Here is a 14,760-nt window from a genome sequence, read left to right as displayed (position 1 = left end):
GATGCGGGAAATCGGTCACGGTCGCGGCAGAAATAGGTCCGGGCGACCAAGAACGTTTCTGCCACGTTGCAGCACGGATTACCGGTGTCTATCACCCGTTTGACACACCGGGAGCCAAAGCGGTGGCGGGGCGAAGGCGCCTACGCAGAAGACCGCGGCACGTCGCAGAAGGGGCACACGTCATGGAGCGCGAATCACCGATCACGGCCGTCGAGGCCGTGAGCGACGACACGCATGCCGGCGGTCCCCAGGGCGGAATGGCGCCGGGCGTGCCGGCGCCTCACTCCCCGGTCATGGCCTGGAACGAGTGGGACCCGCTGGAGGAGGTGATCGTCGGATCCCTCGACGGCGCCACCATCCCGACTCACCATCTCACGGTGATCTTCAACCTGCCGCGGGCGGCCCAGCCGTTCTACCGCTTCGCCAGCGGCTGGAAATATCCGAAGTTCATGAAGAAGCTGGCGCAGCAGGAGCTCGACAACTTCATCAAGATCCTGGCCGGCGAGGGCGTGAAGATCCGCCGCCCCGACGCGGTGGATTTCTCGCGCAAGTTCAAGGCGCCGCGCTGGACCTCCCGGGGCTTCTGCGTCGCCTGCCCGCGCGACCCGTATCTGGTCATCGGCGACGAGATCATCGAGAGCCCGATGTGCTGGCGCTCGCGCTACTTCGAGGGCGACGCCTACCGGTCGCTGTTCAAGGAATATTTCCGCGCCGGCGCCCGCTGGACCTCGGCCCCGCGGCCGCAGCTGACCGACGACCTCTACAATTACGATTACCGGGTGCCGAACCTGAAGGCCGGCGAGCCGATGCAGTTCACGGTCAACGAGTTCGAGCCGGTCTTCGACGCCGCCGATTTCGTCCGCTGCGGCCGCGACCTGTTCGTGACCCGCTCGAACGTGACCAACCTGATGGGCATCGAGTGGCTGCGCCGCCATCTCGGCCCGGGCTTCCGCATCCACGAGATCGAGAGCCGCTGCCCGCAGCCGATGCACATCGACTCGTCGTTCATGCCGCTGGCGCCCGGCAAGGTGCTGGTGAACCCGGACTACATCGACGTCGAGAAGCTGCCCGCCGTGCTCAAGAAGTGGGACGTGCTGATCGCCCCGCGCCCCGACCCGGTCGAGGGCTTCATGAGCAAGATCTCGATGTGCTCGCCCTGGACCTCGATCAACGTCCTGGCGATCACCGAGAAGAAGATCGTCGTCGACCAGAGCCAGCCGACCCTGATCAAGGCTCTGAAGGATTGGGGCTTCGACCCGATCCCGGCGCCGTTCCTCAGCTACGGCCCGTTCGGCGGCTCGTTCCACTGCGCCACCCTCGACGTCCGCCGCCGCGGCGTGCTGAAGTCGTATTTTTAGGGTTAGGACCTGCTCGCTCCGACCACCGCCATCGCGGGTCGTCGGCGAACACCGGACATCCAAACCTCTCCCCTCATCCTGGGGTGCCGGGCGATCGAAGATCGCTCGGCCTCGAAGGAGCCCTCCAGGATCCACCGCGACTTCTGCAGGGCTCCTTCGAGGCCGACGCTGCGCGCCGCCACCTCAGGATGAGGCCGAGGATGGGATAGACAAGTCGAGCATGCCTTCCGATGCGTCCGCTCCGGGAAGCAGACGACCGAACATTCACGGCACCGAAATCCCCGCGATCAGCGCCCTGTTGAACCCCTCCGGGTCGGACATCTGCGGCGCGTGGCCGAGCGCCGGGAATTCCACCAGCTTGGCGCCGGGAATCGCCTTCGCGGCCGCCTTGCCCAGCTCCGGGTAGTTCCCGAGCGAGGCCCGCATCTCCGGCGGGGCGAGGTCCTTGCCGATCGCCGTGTTGTCCTTCTGGCCGATCATCAGCAGGGTCGGCACCGCGATCTGCGGCAGCCGGTAGACCACCGGCTGGGTCAGGATCATGTCGTAGAGGAGCGCCGAGTCCCAGGCGACCGCCTCCTTGCCCGGGCCGGCGTTGAGCCCCGCCAGCATCGTCACCCAGGGCTCGTAGCGCGGCTCCCACTGGCCGGCGTAATAGGTCGCGGTCTCGTAGGCGCGAATCGACTCCGCCGAGACCTTTAACTCGCGCTGGTACCATTGCTCCACCGAGGTCGGGGGCACGCCCTTGGCGCTCCAATCCTCCAGCCCGATCGGGTTGACCAGCACCAGCTGGGCCACGTCCTTCGGGTAGAGCAGGGCGTAATGCGCGGCCAGCATGCCGCCGGTGGAGTGCCCGACCAGGATCGGCCGCGCGATCCCCAGCGTGTCCAGCAGGGCGCGGGTGTTCTCGGCGAGCTGGCGGAACGTGAACTGATAGGCGGCCGGCTTGCTCGACTTGCAGAACCCGACCTGGTCCGGGGCGATCACCCGGTAGCCGGCCCCGGTGAGCGCCCGGATCTGGCTCTCCCAGGTCGCCGCGCAGAAGTTCTTGCCGTGGAGCAGCACCGCGGTGCGCCCGTTCGGCTTTTCCGGCCGGACGTCGAGATAGGCCATCTGCAGGGGCTGGCGCTGCGACGTGAAGGCGTAGCGCTCCACCGGGAACGGGTAGTCGAACCCTTCGAGCTCCGGCCCGTAGGCGGGCGCGGCCAAAGCGGCGCCGGGGAGCATCAAAGCCAAAAGGGCGGCGAGGACGGATCGGAGCATGGGCTGCCTGGATCTGCGACGGCGGGAGCGCGCGTTCGCCCGCCCAAATCGGGCATCGACGCCGTCCTGTCCAATCGCCGGCCCAGCGGATCTTCGCGGTTGCATGCGCCCGCGCTATCTCTCGGAGGGTCCCGCCGGCTCCTGGCCCGGCGCGCAGGAGCCCACACCGATGCGCCTCCCCATCCTGGCCGCCCTCGCCGGCGCCCTGGTCCTTGCCGCGGCGCCGGCCCTCGCCGCGGATGCCTGCGACGCTCTCGCGGCCAAGGTGATCCGGATCACGGGCGCCTCGCTCGCCGGGCGGGAAGGCCCGTTCGCGGTGTTCCGCGCGCAGGATGCCGAGCGGATGAGCCTCGATTGCCGGGCGCCGGCCCGGATCACGATCGCCTCCCGCGACCGGGAGCCGCCGCGCGCCTACTTCACCCTGGTGGGGCTCGCCGCCCGAGCCCTCACCGGGACGGACGTCCCCGGCGCGGAGGTGCTGGCGCTCAACCTCCATCAGGACAGCCTGCTCGCCGACGCGCCGCAGCGGGGCGGCACCGCCCGGGCGCTGATGCTGTGCGAGACCGGACCGCGGACGGACGGGCTCCGGGACGACCTCACGGTCTGCCGCGTCGCACCCCGGGCCGGGGTTTCGCGAATCCGCCGCGCGGGGTAGAGCGCAGCCCATGTCGACACGCGAAACACCCGGCCCCGTCGTCCAGGTCGGCGAAGCACGCTTCGCCAACCACCTGCCGCTCACGCTGATCGCCGGGCCCTGCCAGCTCGAAGGGCGCAACCACGCCCTGGAAATCGCCGCTGCGCTCAAGGAGATGGCGGCGGGCCTCGGGATCGGCCTCGTGTTCAAGACCTCGTTCGACAAGGCCAACCGGACCTCCGGCACCGCGGCCCGGGGCATCGGCCTCGAAGGCGCCCTGCCGGTCTTCGCCGAGATCCGCGAGACTTTGGGCCTGCCGGTCCTCACCGACGTGCACGCCGCCGAGCAATGCGCGCCGGCGGCCGAGGCGGTGGACGTTCTGCAGATCCCGGCCTTCCTGTGCCGCCAGACCGACCTGCTCCTGGCCGCCGCCGCCACCGGCCGGGCGGTCAACATCAAGAAGGGCCAGTTCCTGGCGCCCTGGGACATGAAGCACGTCGCCGCCAAGGTGACCGAGGCCGGCAACCCGAACGTCATCGTCACCGAGCGCGGCGCCTCCTTCGGCTACAACACCCTGGTCTCGGACATGCGCAGCCTGCCGATCATGGCTCAGGTGACCCACGGGGCGCCGGTGGTGTTCGACGCCACCCATTCCGTGCAGCAGCCGGGCGGGCAGGGCGCCAGCTCCGGCGGCCAGCGGGAATTCGTCGCCGTGCTGGCCCGGGCCGCGGTGGCGGTCGGCGTCGCCGGGGTGTTCATCGAGACCCACCCCGATCCGGACCGGGCCCCCTCGGACGGCCCCAACATGGTGGCCCTTCGGGATATGCCGGGGCTGCTCGAAGAGCTGATCGCCTTCGACCGGCTCGCCAAGAAGCGCCACGCCTGATCCGGCGTCAGGCTGGCTGGAGGACGTGGATGCGCAGGGGCTGGACCAGGGCGTAGCGCCCGTCGGCCTCACGCTCGGCCGCCTCGTGGAACGCCGCCTCTACCACCGGGCGCCGCACCTCGATCGTCGCGGCGCGGGCCGGATCGACCGCGCTGACCCGCGCCAGGAAGGCGTCGAGGGAGGCGAAGCTCTCGCGGCGCATCACCGTCACGTCCTGTCGGCACAGGAAGGCGCCGGCATCTAGCGCCGCCGCGATGGCGTCCTGCGCGGCGGCCCGGACTGCGGTCTCGTCCTCAATGGGGCGCAGGGCGTCGAAGAAGCTGCCCTCAGCCACGGGCTCCACCACAACCAGCAGGCCGCCCGGCGCCAGCACCCGCGCCGCCTCGGCAAGCGCCGCGGCCGGGTCCGGGACGTGGTGCAGGGCGTTGAACATTACGGCCCCGTCGAAGTTCGCCGCGGGAAAGGGCAGCGCTTCGGCCGAGGTGGCCTCGAACCGCGCCCCAGGCACGGCGGCCCGGGCCGTCTCCAGAGCCGCGACGCCCGGATCGATGCCGGTCACCGCCGCGCCGTCCGCGACGAGCCGCTTGACCAGGGTCCCGGGCCCGCAGCCGATATCGAGGAGGCGCTTGCCCGGGAGCGGCGCGAAGGTCTCGCGGATCAGCGTCAGGGCATCCATGGCGGGGCTCTCCGGACCGGCGCCGCTCAGGGGCGCGCGCGCAGCTAAGCACAGTCCCGGTTGGAACGGGATGCGTCGCGCGGCGTCATTCCCGCTGGAAGACTGTCCGGCCCCGTTAGCCCGCCCGATGCGCAACTCCCCTTAGGGCGGATGCTGCAACGGTGCGGAAACTATTCACAAGAGCAGCGACGGACAGTTCTGCAAACCCGACCCTCGGAAACCGACTCCGCCGCGGGCCGTGCAGATGAACCGCTGTTCAGGCAGCCGACCTCCCCCTGAAATCGGTTCTGAAAACTTGGAACCGACCGCCGAGCGGCCACGTTAATGGGCATGTTCGATCGCGGATCGAGAAGGAACATTATGCGCAAGATTGGTATCATCGCCACCGTCGCCGCTCTGGCTCTCGGCAGCGTCGCTGCCACGACCGGCGCCGAAGCCCGTCCGTACGGCTTCCACGGCGGCTACGGCCATGGCTATGGTCACGGCTACGGCTACCGCGGCGGCCGTCGCGGTATCGGCACCGGTGCGGCCATCGGTCTCGGCATCGCCGGCCTCGCTGCCGGTGCGGTCGCCGCCGGTGCGGCCAACAACTACTACAACGGTGGCTACGGCGGCGGTTACGGCTACGCCCCGGCCTACGGCGCTCCGGCTTACGGCTACGGCGCCCCGGCCTATGGCTATTACGGCTCGCCCTACTAAGGGCAGCGATACCACGGATCAGAGGGCGACCGGCGCGAGCCGGTCGCCCTTTTCGTATGCGCTTCAGCGCCCCCGATAGGGCGCGACGCCGGTCTCCGGCAGCCAGATGGTCTTGGGCGGCTCGCCGGTCTGCCAGAACACGTCGATCGGGATGCCGCCGCGCGGGTACCAGTAGCCGCCGATGCGCAGGTAGCGCGGCTCGAGCAGGTCGCGCAGCCGCTTGCCGATCGCCACCGTGCAATCCTCGTGGAACGCCCCGTGATTGCGGAAGGCGCCGAGGTAGAGCTTCAGCGACTTCGACTCGACGAGCCAGTCGCCGGGCACGTAATCGATCACCAGGATCGCGAAATCCGGCTGGCCCGTGACCGGGCAGATCGAGGTGAACTCGGGCGCGGTGAAACGCGCCACGTAGTCGGTATCGGCATGGGGGTTCGGCACGCGGTCGAGGCGGGCCTCGTCCGGCGAGGCGGGCAGGGACGTGGCCTGGCCGAGTTGGAGCGTCTCAGATGCGGTCATGCGCGCACTATAAAGGCGCGCGCCGCGTAGCGCACCCGTCGCCGGCGCGACCAAATCTTTACCGTCCCCAGCCAGGATCCGGGTGATTGTCGGCACCGTCCGACCGAGGCCCGGCAACATGCGTCTCATCGCCGTCGCGTTCATCGGCTTGGTCACGGTCGCGACCGTACCGGCCCGGGCAAGCGGCGGCGACGCGGCCCAGCGCATGCTCGACGCCATGACCCGCCACGACCTCTGCGCGCGCGACGACGCACAGTTGCGCAAGCTGAACCGGTCTCTGGCCGCGACGCCGATCCGCCATCCGGCTGCCGGGACGCGAGCACAGTAGGGTTGAGGCTCGGACTGTCACCACACGTGCACAGGCGCGACCTACGCCGGTGCTTGCCGCCGAACGCGGCTTGACGGATAAGCCGCCGCGATGCGCCGCACCCCGGATCGGGGCTGCCGCCGCCGACAAGCGGCCCCGCGAGAGGACGTTCCATGACCGCGATCACCAATATCAGCGCCCGCGAGATCCTCGACAGCCGCGGCAACCCCACGGTCGAGGTCGATGTCCTGCTGGAGGACGGCTCGTTCGGCCGCGCCGCGGTCCCGTCGGGAGCGTCCACGGGCGCCCACGAGGCGGTCGAGCTGCGCGACGGCGACCAGAGCCGCTTCCTCGGCAAGGGCGTGCTGAAGGCGGTCGAGGCCGCGCAGACCGAGATCCTCGACGCGATCGGCGGCATGGAGGCTGAGGATCAGGTCGCCGTCGATGAGGCGATGATCGAGCTCGACGGTACGCCCAACAAGGCGCGCCTTGGGGCGAACGCGATCCTGGGCGTGTCGCTGGCGGTCGCCAAGGCGGCGGCCGAGGCCTCGGGCCTGCCGCTCTACCGCTATGTCGGCGGCGTTCAGGGCCGGGTCCTGCCGGTGCCGATGATGAACATCATCAACGGCGGGGCGCACGCCGACAACCCGATCGACTTCCAGGAATTCATGATCATGCCGGTGGGCGCGGACTCGCTCGCCGACGCCGTGCGCATGGGCTCCGAGGTGTTCCACACCCTCAAGGGCAAGCTGAAGAAGGCCGGCCACAACACCAATGTCGGCGACGAGGGCGGCTTCGCCCCGAACCTGCCCTCGGCCGAGGCCGCGCTCGACTTCGTGATGGACGCGATCAGCGCCGCGGGCTTCAAGCCGGGCCAGGACATCGCGCTGGCGCTCGACTGCGCCGCCACCGAGTTCTTCAAGGACGGCGCCTACGCCTACGAGGGCGAGGGCACGAACCGGTCGATCGAGGCCCAGGTCGATTACCTGGCGCAGCTGGTGGCGAACTACCCGATCCTGTCGATCGAGGACGGCATGTCCGAGGACGATTGGGCCGGCTGGAAGCTCCTGACCGACAAGATCGGTGCGCAGTGCCAGCTCGTGGGCGACGACCTGTTCGTCACCAATGTCGAGCGCCTGTCCCGGGGCATCGCCGAGCGCACCGCCAACTCGATCCTGATCAAGGTGAACCAGATCGGCTCGCTCACCGAGACCCTGGCGGCGGTCGATATGGCGCAGCGCGCCGGCTACACCGCGGTGATGTCCCACCGCTCCGGCGAGACCGAGGACTCGACCATCGCGGACCTCGCGGTCGCCACCAATTGCGGGCAGATCAAGACCGGCTCCCTCGCCCGCTCGGACAGACTGGCCAAGTACAACCAGCTGATCCGCATCGAGGAGGGCCTCGGCCCGCAAGCGCTCTACGCCGGCCCCTCGGCGATCAAGCACCTGGCTCGGGGCTGAGCCCCGTTTGCTCGCGCAAGGAAGACGATCGGTCAGAGGAGTCCGCGTGACGCCTTGGACCGATCCTTGGATCGCTACGGCGACCACATAAATCGCCGTGTCATTCCGGGGCCGGGCAGCGGCGCCCCGGAATGACGGGGTGGGTATCCCGGCACTCCTGCCCCAGCTCTTACCCCGCCGGCAGCGTCCAGACCTTCTGCGGTCGCGCTAGGCCGCGCAGCTCGATGACGCCCACCGGGTCCAGCGTCCGGCTGCATCGCTGGGCGAAGGAATCCGAGACCAGCAGCGTGTGGCCGAGGGCCTCGCACTGGCTCTCGATCCGGCTGGCCTCGTTCACCGCCCGCCCGATCACCGTGAAGTCGAGGCGGCGCTCGGTGCCGACATTGCCGTAGACCACCGTGCCGAAATGCACGACGCAATCGGCCGTCAGCTCCGGCAGCCCCGCCTCGCGGCGCCGGCGATTGAGCGCCGTGTTGGCCGCCAGCCCGTCCGCGGCCGCCTCGAGGGCGCTGCTGCAGACCGGGCAGGGCAGGGTGCCGGCATCGGCCACCGGGAAGATCGCCAGGAAGCCGTCGCCCAAAAATTTCAGGATCTCGCCGCCGTGTCGCGCCACGGGATCGCCCAGCGCGTCGAAATGCTCGTTGAGCCAGGTGACCATGTCGTAGGGGTCGGCCCGGTCGGACAGGGCCGTGAAGCCGCGCAGGTCGGTCAACAGGATCGCGGCCGGGATGGCCCGCCCCTGGCCGCGCCGGATCTGGCCGTCGAGGATCCGCTCGGCGGTGGAACGCCCGAGATAGGTCGCCGAGACCTCGCGCAGGGTGTGCCCGAGACCGAGCTTGGCCACCGCGAGCGCGAGGACCGGCAGGACCGCCGCGACCGCCGCGAGGTCTGTCCGGGAGAAGCCGGACCGGGCCCGGGTGCAGAACGAGATCGCGACGCCGCGCAGCGCGGTGCCGGGCGCGAAGCCGACGATATGGACCGCATATTCGGTCCCGCCCTCGGCGCGCAGGTCGTGCAGGACCGGGTAGTCGGTCTCCGGGCCGGGGCGGTCGAGGCGCCAGCGCCCGAAAACCTCCTCCCGCTCCAGCATCGCGAAGATCGGGCTGCGCAGCCAATCCGCCTCCTGCTCGGCGCCGTGCGGATTGGGCACGAAGCTGAGCCCCTGGCCGAGATGCCAGTTCAGGCTGACCCCGCGCACGAGCGGATCGATGGCCGGCGTCATGACGCTGACCCGCCAGAGCGGGACGCCGGCATCGCACAGGGCCTCGCAGACCCGCGCGAGCATCGTGTCGTGGTCATCGGTCGCGGTGGCGTGCTCGGCGATCCAGCGTGTCAGGTCGGTCATATCCATCTGCGCGGTTTCGCTCCACCTGTCCGGCCTGCCCACAATCATAACCGGCGGGCGCGATCCGCCAGCTCCGAAAAGCTCCGTTAACCTTTCCGCGCGAGGCTCCCGCCATGGTCGTCCGCCGCCGCGTCAGAATGGTCCTCTTGCCCCTGGGTCTCTGGACCCTGTCGGCGCTCGTGGTCGGCTTCTTCGTGTGGCAGGCCGAGAGCGGCAATCGCGGCCTCGAAGCCAAGAAGGTGCTCAAGATCCGCGCCTACGGCCTCACCCAGGAACTCGCCGCCGTGCGGGCGGAGCGCGCCACCTGGGAGCACCGGGTCGCGCTGCTGAAGAGCGACCAGATCGACCGCGACCTCCTCGAGGAGCGCGCCCGGATCGTGCTTGGCCGCGTCCACGCCAACGACGTGGTCATCATCACGCCCTGAGGTCACCGTTGGACCGGCGCGGCTGCGACCTGAGATCACCATCGTCGCATCCCGAAAGCCGGCAGCCACCGTTCGGGACGATGCCTGAGATCCCCTCTGACAAGAGCGGCGACCTGTCAGAGCGTCCACCCTCGCTTTCCAAACGGTGCTGTCCTACACCCCGTTCCAGTCGCGTGGAATCACGGGGAGAGCGCCGATGGACGCCGCCAAGGAGCCTGCGAAGGACGCTTCGTCCTCGCAACCGCAGGTCGCGAGCCCGGAGGCTGGAAGCTCCCAGGCCGTCGAGGCGCACAAGCCCGCGCCGAACATGCCGCAATTCACCCGCGAGGAAGACCTCCACGCCTATCACGAGATGCTGCTGATCCGGCGTTTCGAGGAGAAGGCCGGCCAGCTCTACGGCATGGGCCTGATCGGCGGCTTCTGCCACCTCTATATCGGCCAGGAAGCCGTGGTGATCGGCATGCAGATGGCCTCGATCGAGGGCGATCAGGTCATCACCGGCTACCGCGACCACGGCCACATGCTGGCCTGCGGCATGGACCCGAAGGGCGTCATGGCCGAGCTGACCGGCCGCCGGGGCGGCTACAGCCGCGGCAAGGGCGGCTCCATGCACATGTTCAGCCGCGAGAAGCAGTTCTTCGGCGGCCACGGCATCGTCGGCGCCCAGGTCTCGCTGGGCACCGGCCTCGCCTTCGCGGACCGTTACCGGGAGAACGGCAAGGTCAGCCTCACCTATATGGGCGACGGCGCGGCCAACCAGGGCCAGGTCTACGAGAGCTTCAACATGGCCGCGCTCTGGAAGCTGCCGGTCGTGTACGTGATCGAGAACAACCGCTACGCCATGGGCACCTCGGTGGCCCGGGCCTCGGCGCAGACCGACTTCTCCAAGCGCGGCCTCTCCTTCGGCATCCCGGGCGAGCAGGTCGACGGCATGGATGTCCGCACCGTGCGCGAGGCGGCGACCCGGGCGGTCGAGCACGCCCGCTCCGGCCAGGGCCCCTACATCCTCGAGATGCAGACCTACCGCTATCGCGGCCACTCCATGTCCGATCCGGCCAAGTACCGGACCAAGGACGAGGTCTCGAAGATGCGCGACGAGCACGACCCGATCGAGATGGTGCGCAAGCGCCTGCTCGAGCTGCACGGGGTGCCGGAGGCGGAGATCAAGGCGACCGACGCCAAGGTCCGCGAGACCGTGAACGCGGCGGCCGAGTTCGCCACCAACGATCCCGAGCCGGATCCCGCCGAGCTCTGGACCGACATCCTGCTGGATGCGCACGCCTAGCGCGTCCCCGAACCCCTGGCCGCCCCGACCGAAAAGACGACCGCAGAGCTGAGCATGGCGACCGACATCCTGATGCCCGCCCTCTCCCCGACCATGGAGGAGGGCAAGCTCGCCAAGTGGCTGAAGAAAGAGGGCGATCCGGTCAAATCAGGCGACGTTCTGGCCGAGATCGAGACCGACAAGGCGACCATGGAGGTCGAGGCTATCGACGAGGGCGTGCTCGCCAAGATCCTCATCGAGGAAGGCACCGAGGGCGTCGCGGTCAACACCCCGATCGCGATCATCGCCGGCGAGGGCGAGGACGTGTCGGAGGCCGCGGCCAGCGGCGGCAAGCCGAAGCCCAACGGCGCCGGTGGCCACCCGGCCCCGACCCCGGACATGCAGGCCGAGGGCATGGCCGAGAAGCCGGCCCCCGCCGCGAAGACCGGCTCCGACGCCCCGAAGGCGCCCGCGGCGCCGGCGATCATCACCAACAAGGCCGACGAGCCGGTGATGGAGGAGTTCCCCGCCAACACCCCGATGGTGACCACCACGGTGCGCGAGGCCCTGCGCGACGCCATGGCCGAGGAGATGCGCCGGGACGGCGATGTCTTCGTCATGGGCGAGGAGGTCGCCGAGTACCAGGGTGCCTACAAGATCACCCAGGGGCTGCTACAGGAATTCGGCGCCAAGCGGGTGGTCGACACCCCGATCACCGAGCACGGCTTCGCCGGCATCGGCGTCGGCGCGGCGCTGTCCGGCCTGAAGCCGATCGTCGAGTTCATGACCTTCAACTTCGCCATGCAGGCGATCGACCACATCATCAACTCGGCAGCCAAGACCCTCTACATGTCCGGTGGCCAGCTCGGCTGCCCGATCGTGTTCCGCGGCCCCAACGGCGCCGCCGCCCGGGTCGGCGCCCAGCACAGCCACGATTACGCCGCCTGGTACTCGAACGTGCCGGGCCTGAAGGTGATCGCCCCCTACACGGCCTCGGACGCCAAGGGCCTGCTCAAGGCCGCGATCCGCGATCCGAACCCGATCATCTTCCTCGAGAACGAGATCCTCTACGGCCAGTCCTTCCCGGTGCCGCAGCTCGACGACTTCGTGCTGCCGATCGGCAAGGCGCGGGTCCACCGGACCGGCAAGGACGTGACCATCGTGTCCTTCGCGATCGGTATGACCTACGCGCTCAAGGCCGCGCAGATCCTGGCCGAGGAGGGGATCGAGGCCGAGGTGATCGACCTGCGCACGATCCGGCCGATGGATTCGGAGACGGTGGTGCGCTCGGTCAAGAAGACCGGCCGCTGCATCACCGTGGAGGAGGGGTTCCCGCAATCCGGCATCGGCGCCGAGATCGTGGCCCGCCTGATGGTCGACGCCTTCGACTATCTCGACGCCCCGGTCCTGCGCATCACCGGCAAGGATGTGCCGATGCCCTACGCGGCGAACCTCGAGAAGCTCGCCCTGCCGAACGTGGCCGAGGTCGTCGAGGCGGCCAAGAGCGTCTGCTACAAGTGACGGGATTCGCGGGCGGCCCCGCAGCCCCGTCCCTCCGCCCCGTCCGGGTTCGGAAACCAGCCGGCGCGCCATGAGCCAGGATCCCAAACAGGACTTCGTCGAACTCGCCATCCCGCCGGACGCCCGCGCGCAGGGCGGCATCGAGGTGCTGCGCGCGGCCGTGGTGGACGGCGCCGTGAGCGTCGCCCTGCGCCGCTCCTTCGACGACCCCGCGACCTGGGGCCGGCTGCTGATCGATCTCGGCCGGCAGGCGGCCCGCGCCTACGCGCTGGAGACCGACATGTCGGAGGAGGAGGCGTTCGAGCGCATCCGCGCCGGCTGGGAGGCCGAGGGGCTCGACCCCGGCGGCCTCAACTAGCGATGGCGGCTTCCGACCATGGCTGAAGCGGCTGTCCGGCGGGCGACCTACGCGGACCTCGAAGCGGTCCCGGACCATCTCGTGGCCGAGATCATCGATGGGGTTCTGGAAACGCATCCGCGGCCGCGGCCCCGCCATGGGATCGCGGCGGCCCGCCTGTCGGGTGAGCTGGATCGGCCTTTCGCACGCGGCCGTGGCGGTCCTGGCGGATGGGTCTTCATCATCGAGCCAGAACTTCACCTGGGATTCCAGGTGGTGGTGCCCGATCTCGCCGGCTGGCGCCGCGAGCGGATGCCGACCGAACCCGAGGACGCCTTCATCGAGATTCCGCCGGACTGGGTGTGCGAGATCCTCTCGCCATCCACCATGCGCCTCGACCGTGGCCCGAAGCGTCGCATCTATGCAGAGGCGGGAATCAATCACCTTTGGCTGCTCGATCCGACCGCGGGCGTGCTGGAAGGTTTCACCCTGATGGACGGGCACTGGCTGCTGTTGGCCACCGTCCAGCGCGGCGAGACCGTAGCGCTGGCGCCCTTCGACGCCGTCCCGTTCCCCCTCGACGATCTGTTTCCCTTCGCCGATCCGGCCGCCCCGGCCTTGCCCGAGACCTGATGCCATGCCGATCAACGTGCTCATGCCCGCCCTCTCGCCGACCATGGAGAAGGGCAACCTTGCCAAGTGGCTGAAGAAGGAGGGCGACGCCGTGAAATCCGGCGACGTGCTCGCCGAGATCGAGACCGACAAGGCGACCATGGAGGTCGAGGCTATCGACGAGGGCGTGCTCGCCAAGATCGTCGTGCCCGAGGGGACCGCGGACGTGCCGGTCAACGACCTGATCGCGGTGATCGCCGCGGAGGGCGAGGATCCGTCGAGCGTCCAGGCAGCGGGCGGCGGCGGCAAGGCTGCGCCGGAGGCCAAGGCCGAGGCGAAGTCCGAGCCGACATCCGCCACGGCGCCGGCCCCGGCCGATCAGAACACCACGCCCGGCGGCGGGCACATGTCCTACGAGCGGGTGAACGAGGCGCCGGAGGGCGCCCAGCCCGGCGGGACCGCGCCGCAGCAGCAGGCCGGTGCGGGCGGCCGGGTGTTCGCCTCGCCGCTCGCGCGCCGGATCGCCAAGCAGGAGGGCGTCGACCTCGCCGCCGTAGAAGGCAGCGGGCCGCACGGCCGCATCATCGCCCGGGACGTCCAGGCCGCCAAGGCCTCCGGCGGCACCAAGGCGCCGGCGCCGCAGGCCGCCGCCGAGGCCCCCAAGGCGGCCGCCCCCGCGCCGAAGGCCGCGCCCGCCGGCGGCGCGCCGGCCGGCCTCACCCTCGATCAGGTCCGGGGTTTCTACGCCAAGGATTCCTACGAGGAGGTGCCGCTCGACGGCATGCGCAAGACCATCGCCAAGCGCCTCACGGAGGCGATGCAGGTGGCCCCGCACTTCTACCTCACGGTCGATTGCGAGCTCGACGCGCTGATGAAGCTGCGCGAGACGCTCAATGCCTCAGCGGGCAAGGACAAGGACGGCAAGCCGGCCTTCAAGCTCTCGGTGAACGACTTCGTCATCAAGGCGATGGGCCTGGCGCTCACCCGCGTGCCCGCCGCCAACGCGGTCTGGGCTGAGGACCGGGTGCTGCGCTTCAAGCAGGCCGAGGTCGGCGTCGCGGTGGCGATCGACGGCGGGCTGTTCACCCCGGTGATCCGCCGGGCCGACGAGAAGACGCTCTCCACCATCTCCAAGGAGATGAAGGACTTCGCGGCCCGCGCCCGGGCCAAGAAGCTAAAGCCCGAGGAGTACCAGGGCGGCGTCACCTCGGTGTCGAATCTCGGCATGTTCGGGATCAAGCACTTCACGGCGGTGATCAACCCGCCGCAATCGAGCATCCTGGCGGTGGGCGCCGGCGAGAAGCGCGTGGTCGTGAAGGACGGCGCGCCGGCCGTGGTCCAGGTGATGACCTGCACCCTGTCCTGCGACCACCGCGTCCTCGACGGCGCGCTCGGCGCGGAGCTGATCGCGGCCTTCAAGGGGCTGATCGAGAACCCGATGGGCATGTTGGTCTGAG

The 14,760-nt window shown here is 69.7% G+C and carries 16 protein-coding genes; 12 read left to right on the top strand and 4 right to left on the bottom strand.

Annotated features, from left to right (window positions below; genetic code table 11):
- The first annotated feature begins 182 nt into the window (after nucleotides 1-182).
- Nucleotides 183-1,358 (top strand): hypothetical protein, encoded by a 1,176-nt coding sequence (locus WYO_RS20980; RefSeq protein ID WP_007566217.1) that lies wholly within the window; start codon nucleotides 183-185, stop codon nucleotides 1,356-1,358.
- A 264-nt stretch (nucleotides 1,359-1,622) separates the two neighbouring features.
- On the opposite strand, the gene WYO_RS20975 is transcribed toward WYO_RS20980, so the two are convergent.
- On the bottom strand, nucleotides 1,623-2,618 hold the full coding sequence (locus WYO_RS20975) for an alpha/beta hydrolase (RefSeq protein WP_007566215.1): 996 nt from the start codon (nucleotides 2,616-2,618) through the stop codon (nucleotides 1,623-1,625).
- Nucleotides 2,619-2,787: 169 nt separating this feature from the next.
- Between WYO_RS20975 and WYO_RS20970 the strand changes: the two genes are divergently transcribed.
- A complete protein-coding gene (locus tag WYO_RS20970) occupies nucleotides 2,788-3,273 on the top strand; it encodes a hypothetical protein (protein WP_007566213.1) in 486 nt (161 codons plus the stop codon).
- Nucleotides 3,274-3,283: 10 nt separating this feature from the next.
- Nucleotides 3,284-4,138 (top strand): 3-deoxy-8-phosphooctulonate synthase, encoded by an 855-nt coding sequence (kdsA, locus tag WYO_RS20965; RefSeq protein WP_007566211.1) that lies wholly within the window; start codon nucleotides 3,284-3,286, stop codon nucleotides 4,136-4,138.
- Between the two features lie 7 nt (nucleotides 4,139-4,145).
- Here kdsA and WYO_RS29095 read toward each other — a convergent pair whose 3' ends face one another.
- Complete coding sequence (locus WYO_RS29095) at nucleotides 4,146-4,814, bottom strand: methyltransferase domain-containing protein (protein WP_007566209.1); 669 nt, start codon at nucleotides 4,812-4,814, stop codon at nucleotides 4,146-4,148.
- A gap of 360 nt (nucleotides 4,815-5,174) precedes the next feature.
- Here WYO_RS29095 and WYO_RS20955 point away from each other — a divergent pair, with 360 nt between their 5' ends.
- The gene (locus WYO_RS20955; protein ID WP_007566207.1) at nucleotides 5,175-5,513 is read left to right on the top strand and encodes a hypothetical protein; all 339 of its coding nucleotides are present in this window, start codon (nucleotides 5,175-5,177) and stop codon (nucleotides 5,511-5,513) included.
- Nucleotides 5,514-5,576: 63 nt separating this feature from the next.
- Here WYO_RS20955 and queF read toward each other — a convergent pair whose 3' ends face one another.
- Complete coding sequence (queF, locus tag WYO_RS20950) at nucleotides 5,577-6,029, bottom strand: preQ(1) synthase (protein ID WP_007566206.1); 453 nt, start codon at nucleotides 6,027-6,029, stop codon at nucleotides 5,577-5,579.
- Nucleotides 6,030-6,147: 118 nt separating this feature from the next.
- On the opposite strand from queF, the gene WYO_RS20945 reads away from it, so the two are divergent.
- A complete protein-coding gene (locus tag WYO_RS20945; protein WP_007566204.1) occupies nucleotides 6,148-6,357 on the top strand; it encodes a hypothetical protein in 210 nt (69 codons plus the stop codon).
- Between the two features lie 152 nt (nucleotides 6,358-6,509).
- The gene (eno, locus tag WYO_RS20940; protein ID WP_007566202.1) at nucleotides 6,510-7,799 is read left to right on the top strand and encodes a phosphopyruvate hydratase; all 1,290 of its coding nucleotides are present in this window, start codon (nucleotides 6,510-6,512) and stop codon (nucleotides 7,797-7,799) included.
- A 169-nt stretch (nucleotides 7,800-7,968) separates the two neighbouring features.
- Here eno and WYO_RS20935 read toward each other — a convergent pair whose 3' ends face one another.
- Complete coding sequence (locus WYO_RS20935) at nucleotides 7,969-9,144, bottom strand: adenylate/guanylate cyclase domain-containing protein (RefSeq protein ID WP_039903592.1); 1,176 nt, start codon at nucleotides 9,142-9,144, stop codon at nucleotides 7,969-7,971.
- Between the two features lie 113 nt (nucleotides 9,145-9,257).
- Between WYO_RS20935 and WYO_RS20930 the strand changes: the two genes are divergently transcribed.
- From WYO_RS20930 to WYO_RS20905, 6 genes are all read left to right on the top strand, one after another.
- Entirely contained in the window at nucleotides 9,258-9,569 is a 312-nt protein-coding gene (locus WYO_RS20930) for a septum formation initiator family protein (protein ID WP_007566199.1), read from the top strand.
- A gap of 307 nt (nucleotides 9,570-9,876) precedes the next feature.
- Entirely contained in the window at nucleotides 9,877-10,854 is a 978-nt protein-coding gene (gene pdhA / locus WYO_RS20925) for a pyruvate dehydrogenase (acetyl-transferring) E1 component subunit alpha (protein ID WP_230366225.1), read from the top strand.
- A 54-nt stretch (nucleotides 10,855-10,908) separates the two neighbouring features.
- A complete protein-coding gene (locus WYO_RS20920) occupies nucleotides 10,909-12,354 on the top strand; it encodes a pyruvate dehydrogenase complex E1 component subunit beta (protein WP_007566195.1) in 1,446 nt (481 codons plus the stop codon).
- Between the two features lie 70 nt (nucleotides 12,355-12,424).
- The gene (locus WYO_RS20915) at nucleotides 12,425-12,712 is read left to right on the top strand and encodes a DUF5076 domain-containing protein (RefSeq protein WP_007566193.1); all 288 of its coding nucleotides are present in this window, start codon (nucleotides 12,425-12,427) and stop codon (nucleotides 12,710-12,712) included.
- 18 nt (nucleotides 12,713-12,730) lie between these two features.
- Entirely contained in the window at nucleotides 12,731-13,324 is a 594-nt protein-coding gene (locus WYO_RS20910; RefSeq protein WP_007566191.1) for a Uma2 family endonuclease, read from the top strand.
- A 4-nt stretch (nucleotides 13,325-13,328) separates the two neighbouring features.
- Nucleotides 13,329-14,759, top strand: a complete 1,431-nt coding sequence (locus WYO_RS20905; RefSeq protein WP_007566189.1) for a pyruvate dehydrogenase complex dihydrolipoamide acetyltransferase — start codon at nucleotides 13,329-13,331, stop codon at nucleotides 14,757-14,759.
- Nucleotide 14,760 lies beyond the last annotated feature (1 nt).

This window comes from Methylobacterium sp. GXF4 (assembly GCF_000272495.1).
GTDB classification, from domain to species: domain Bacteria; phylum Pseudomonadota; class Alphaproteobacteria; order Rhizobiales; family Beijerinckiaceae; genus Methylobacterium; species Methylobacterium brachiatum.
The sequence above is the reverse complement of the archived record's forward strand: the minus strand, read 5'-3'. Positions and strand labels throughout refer to the sequence as shown.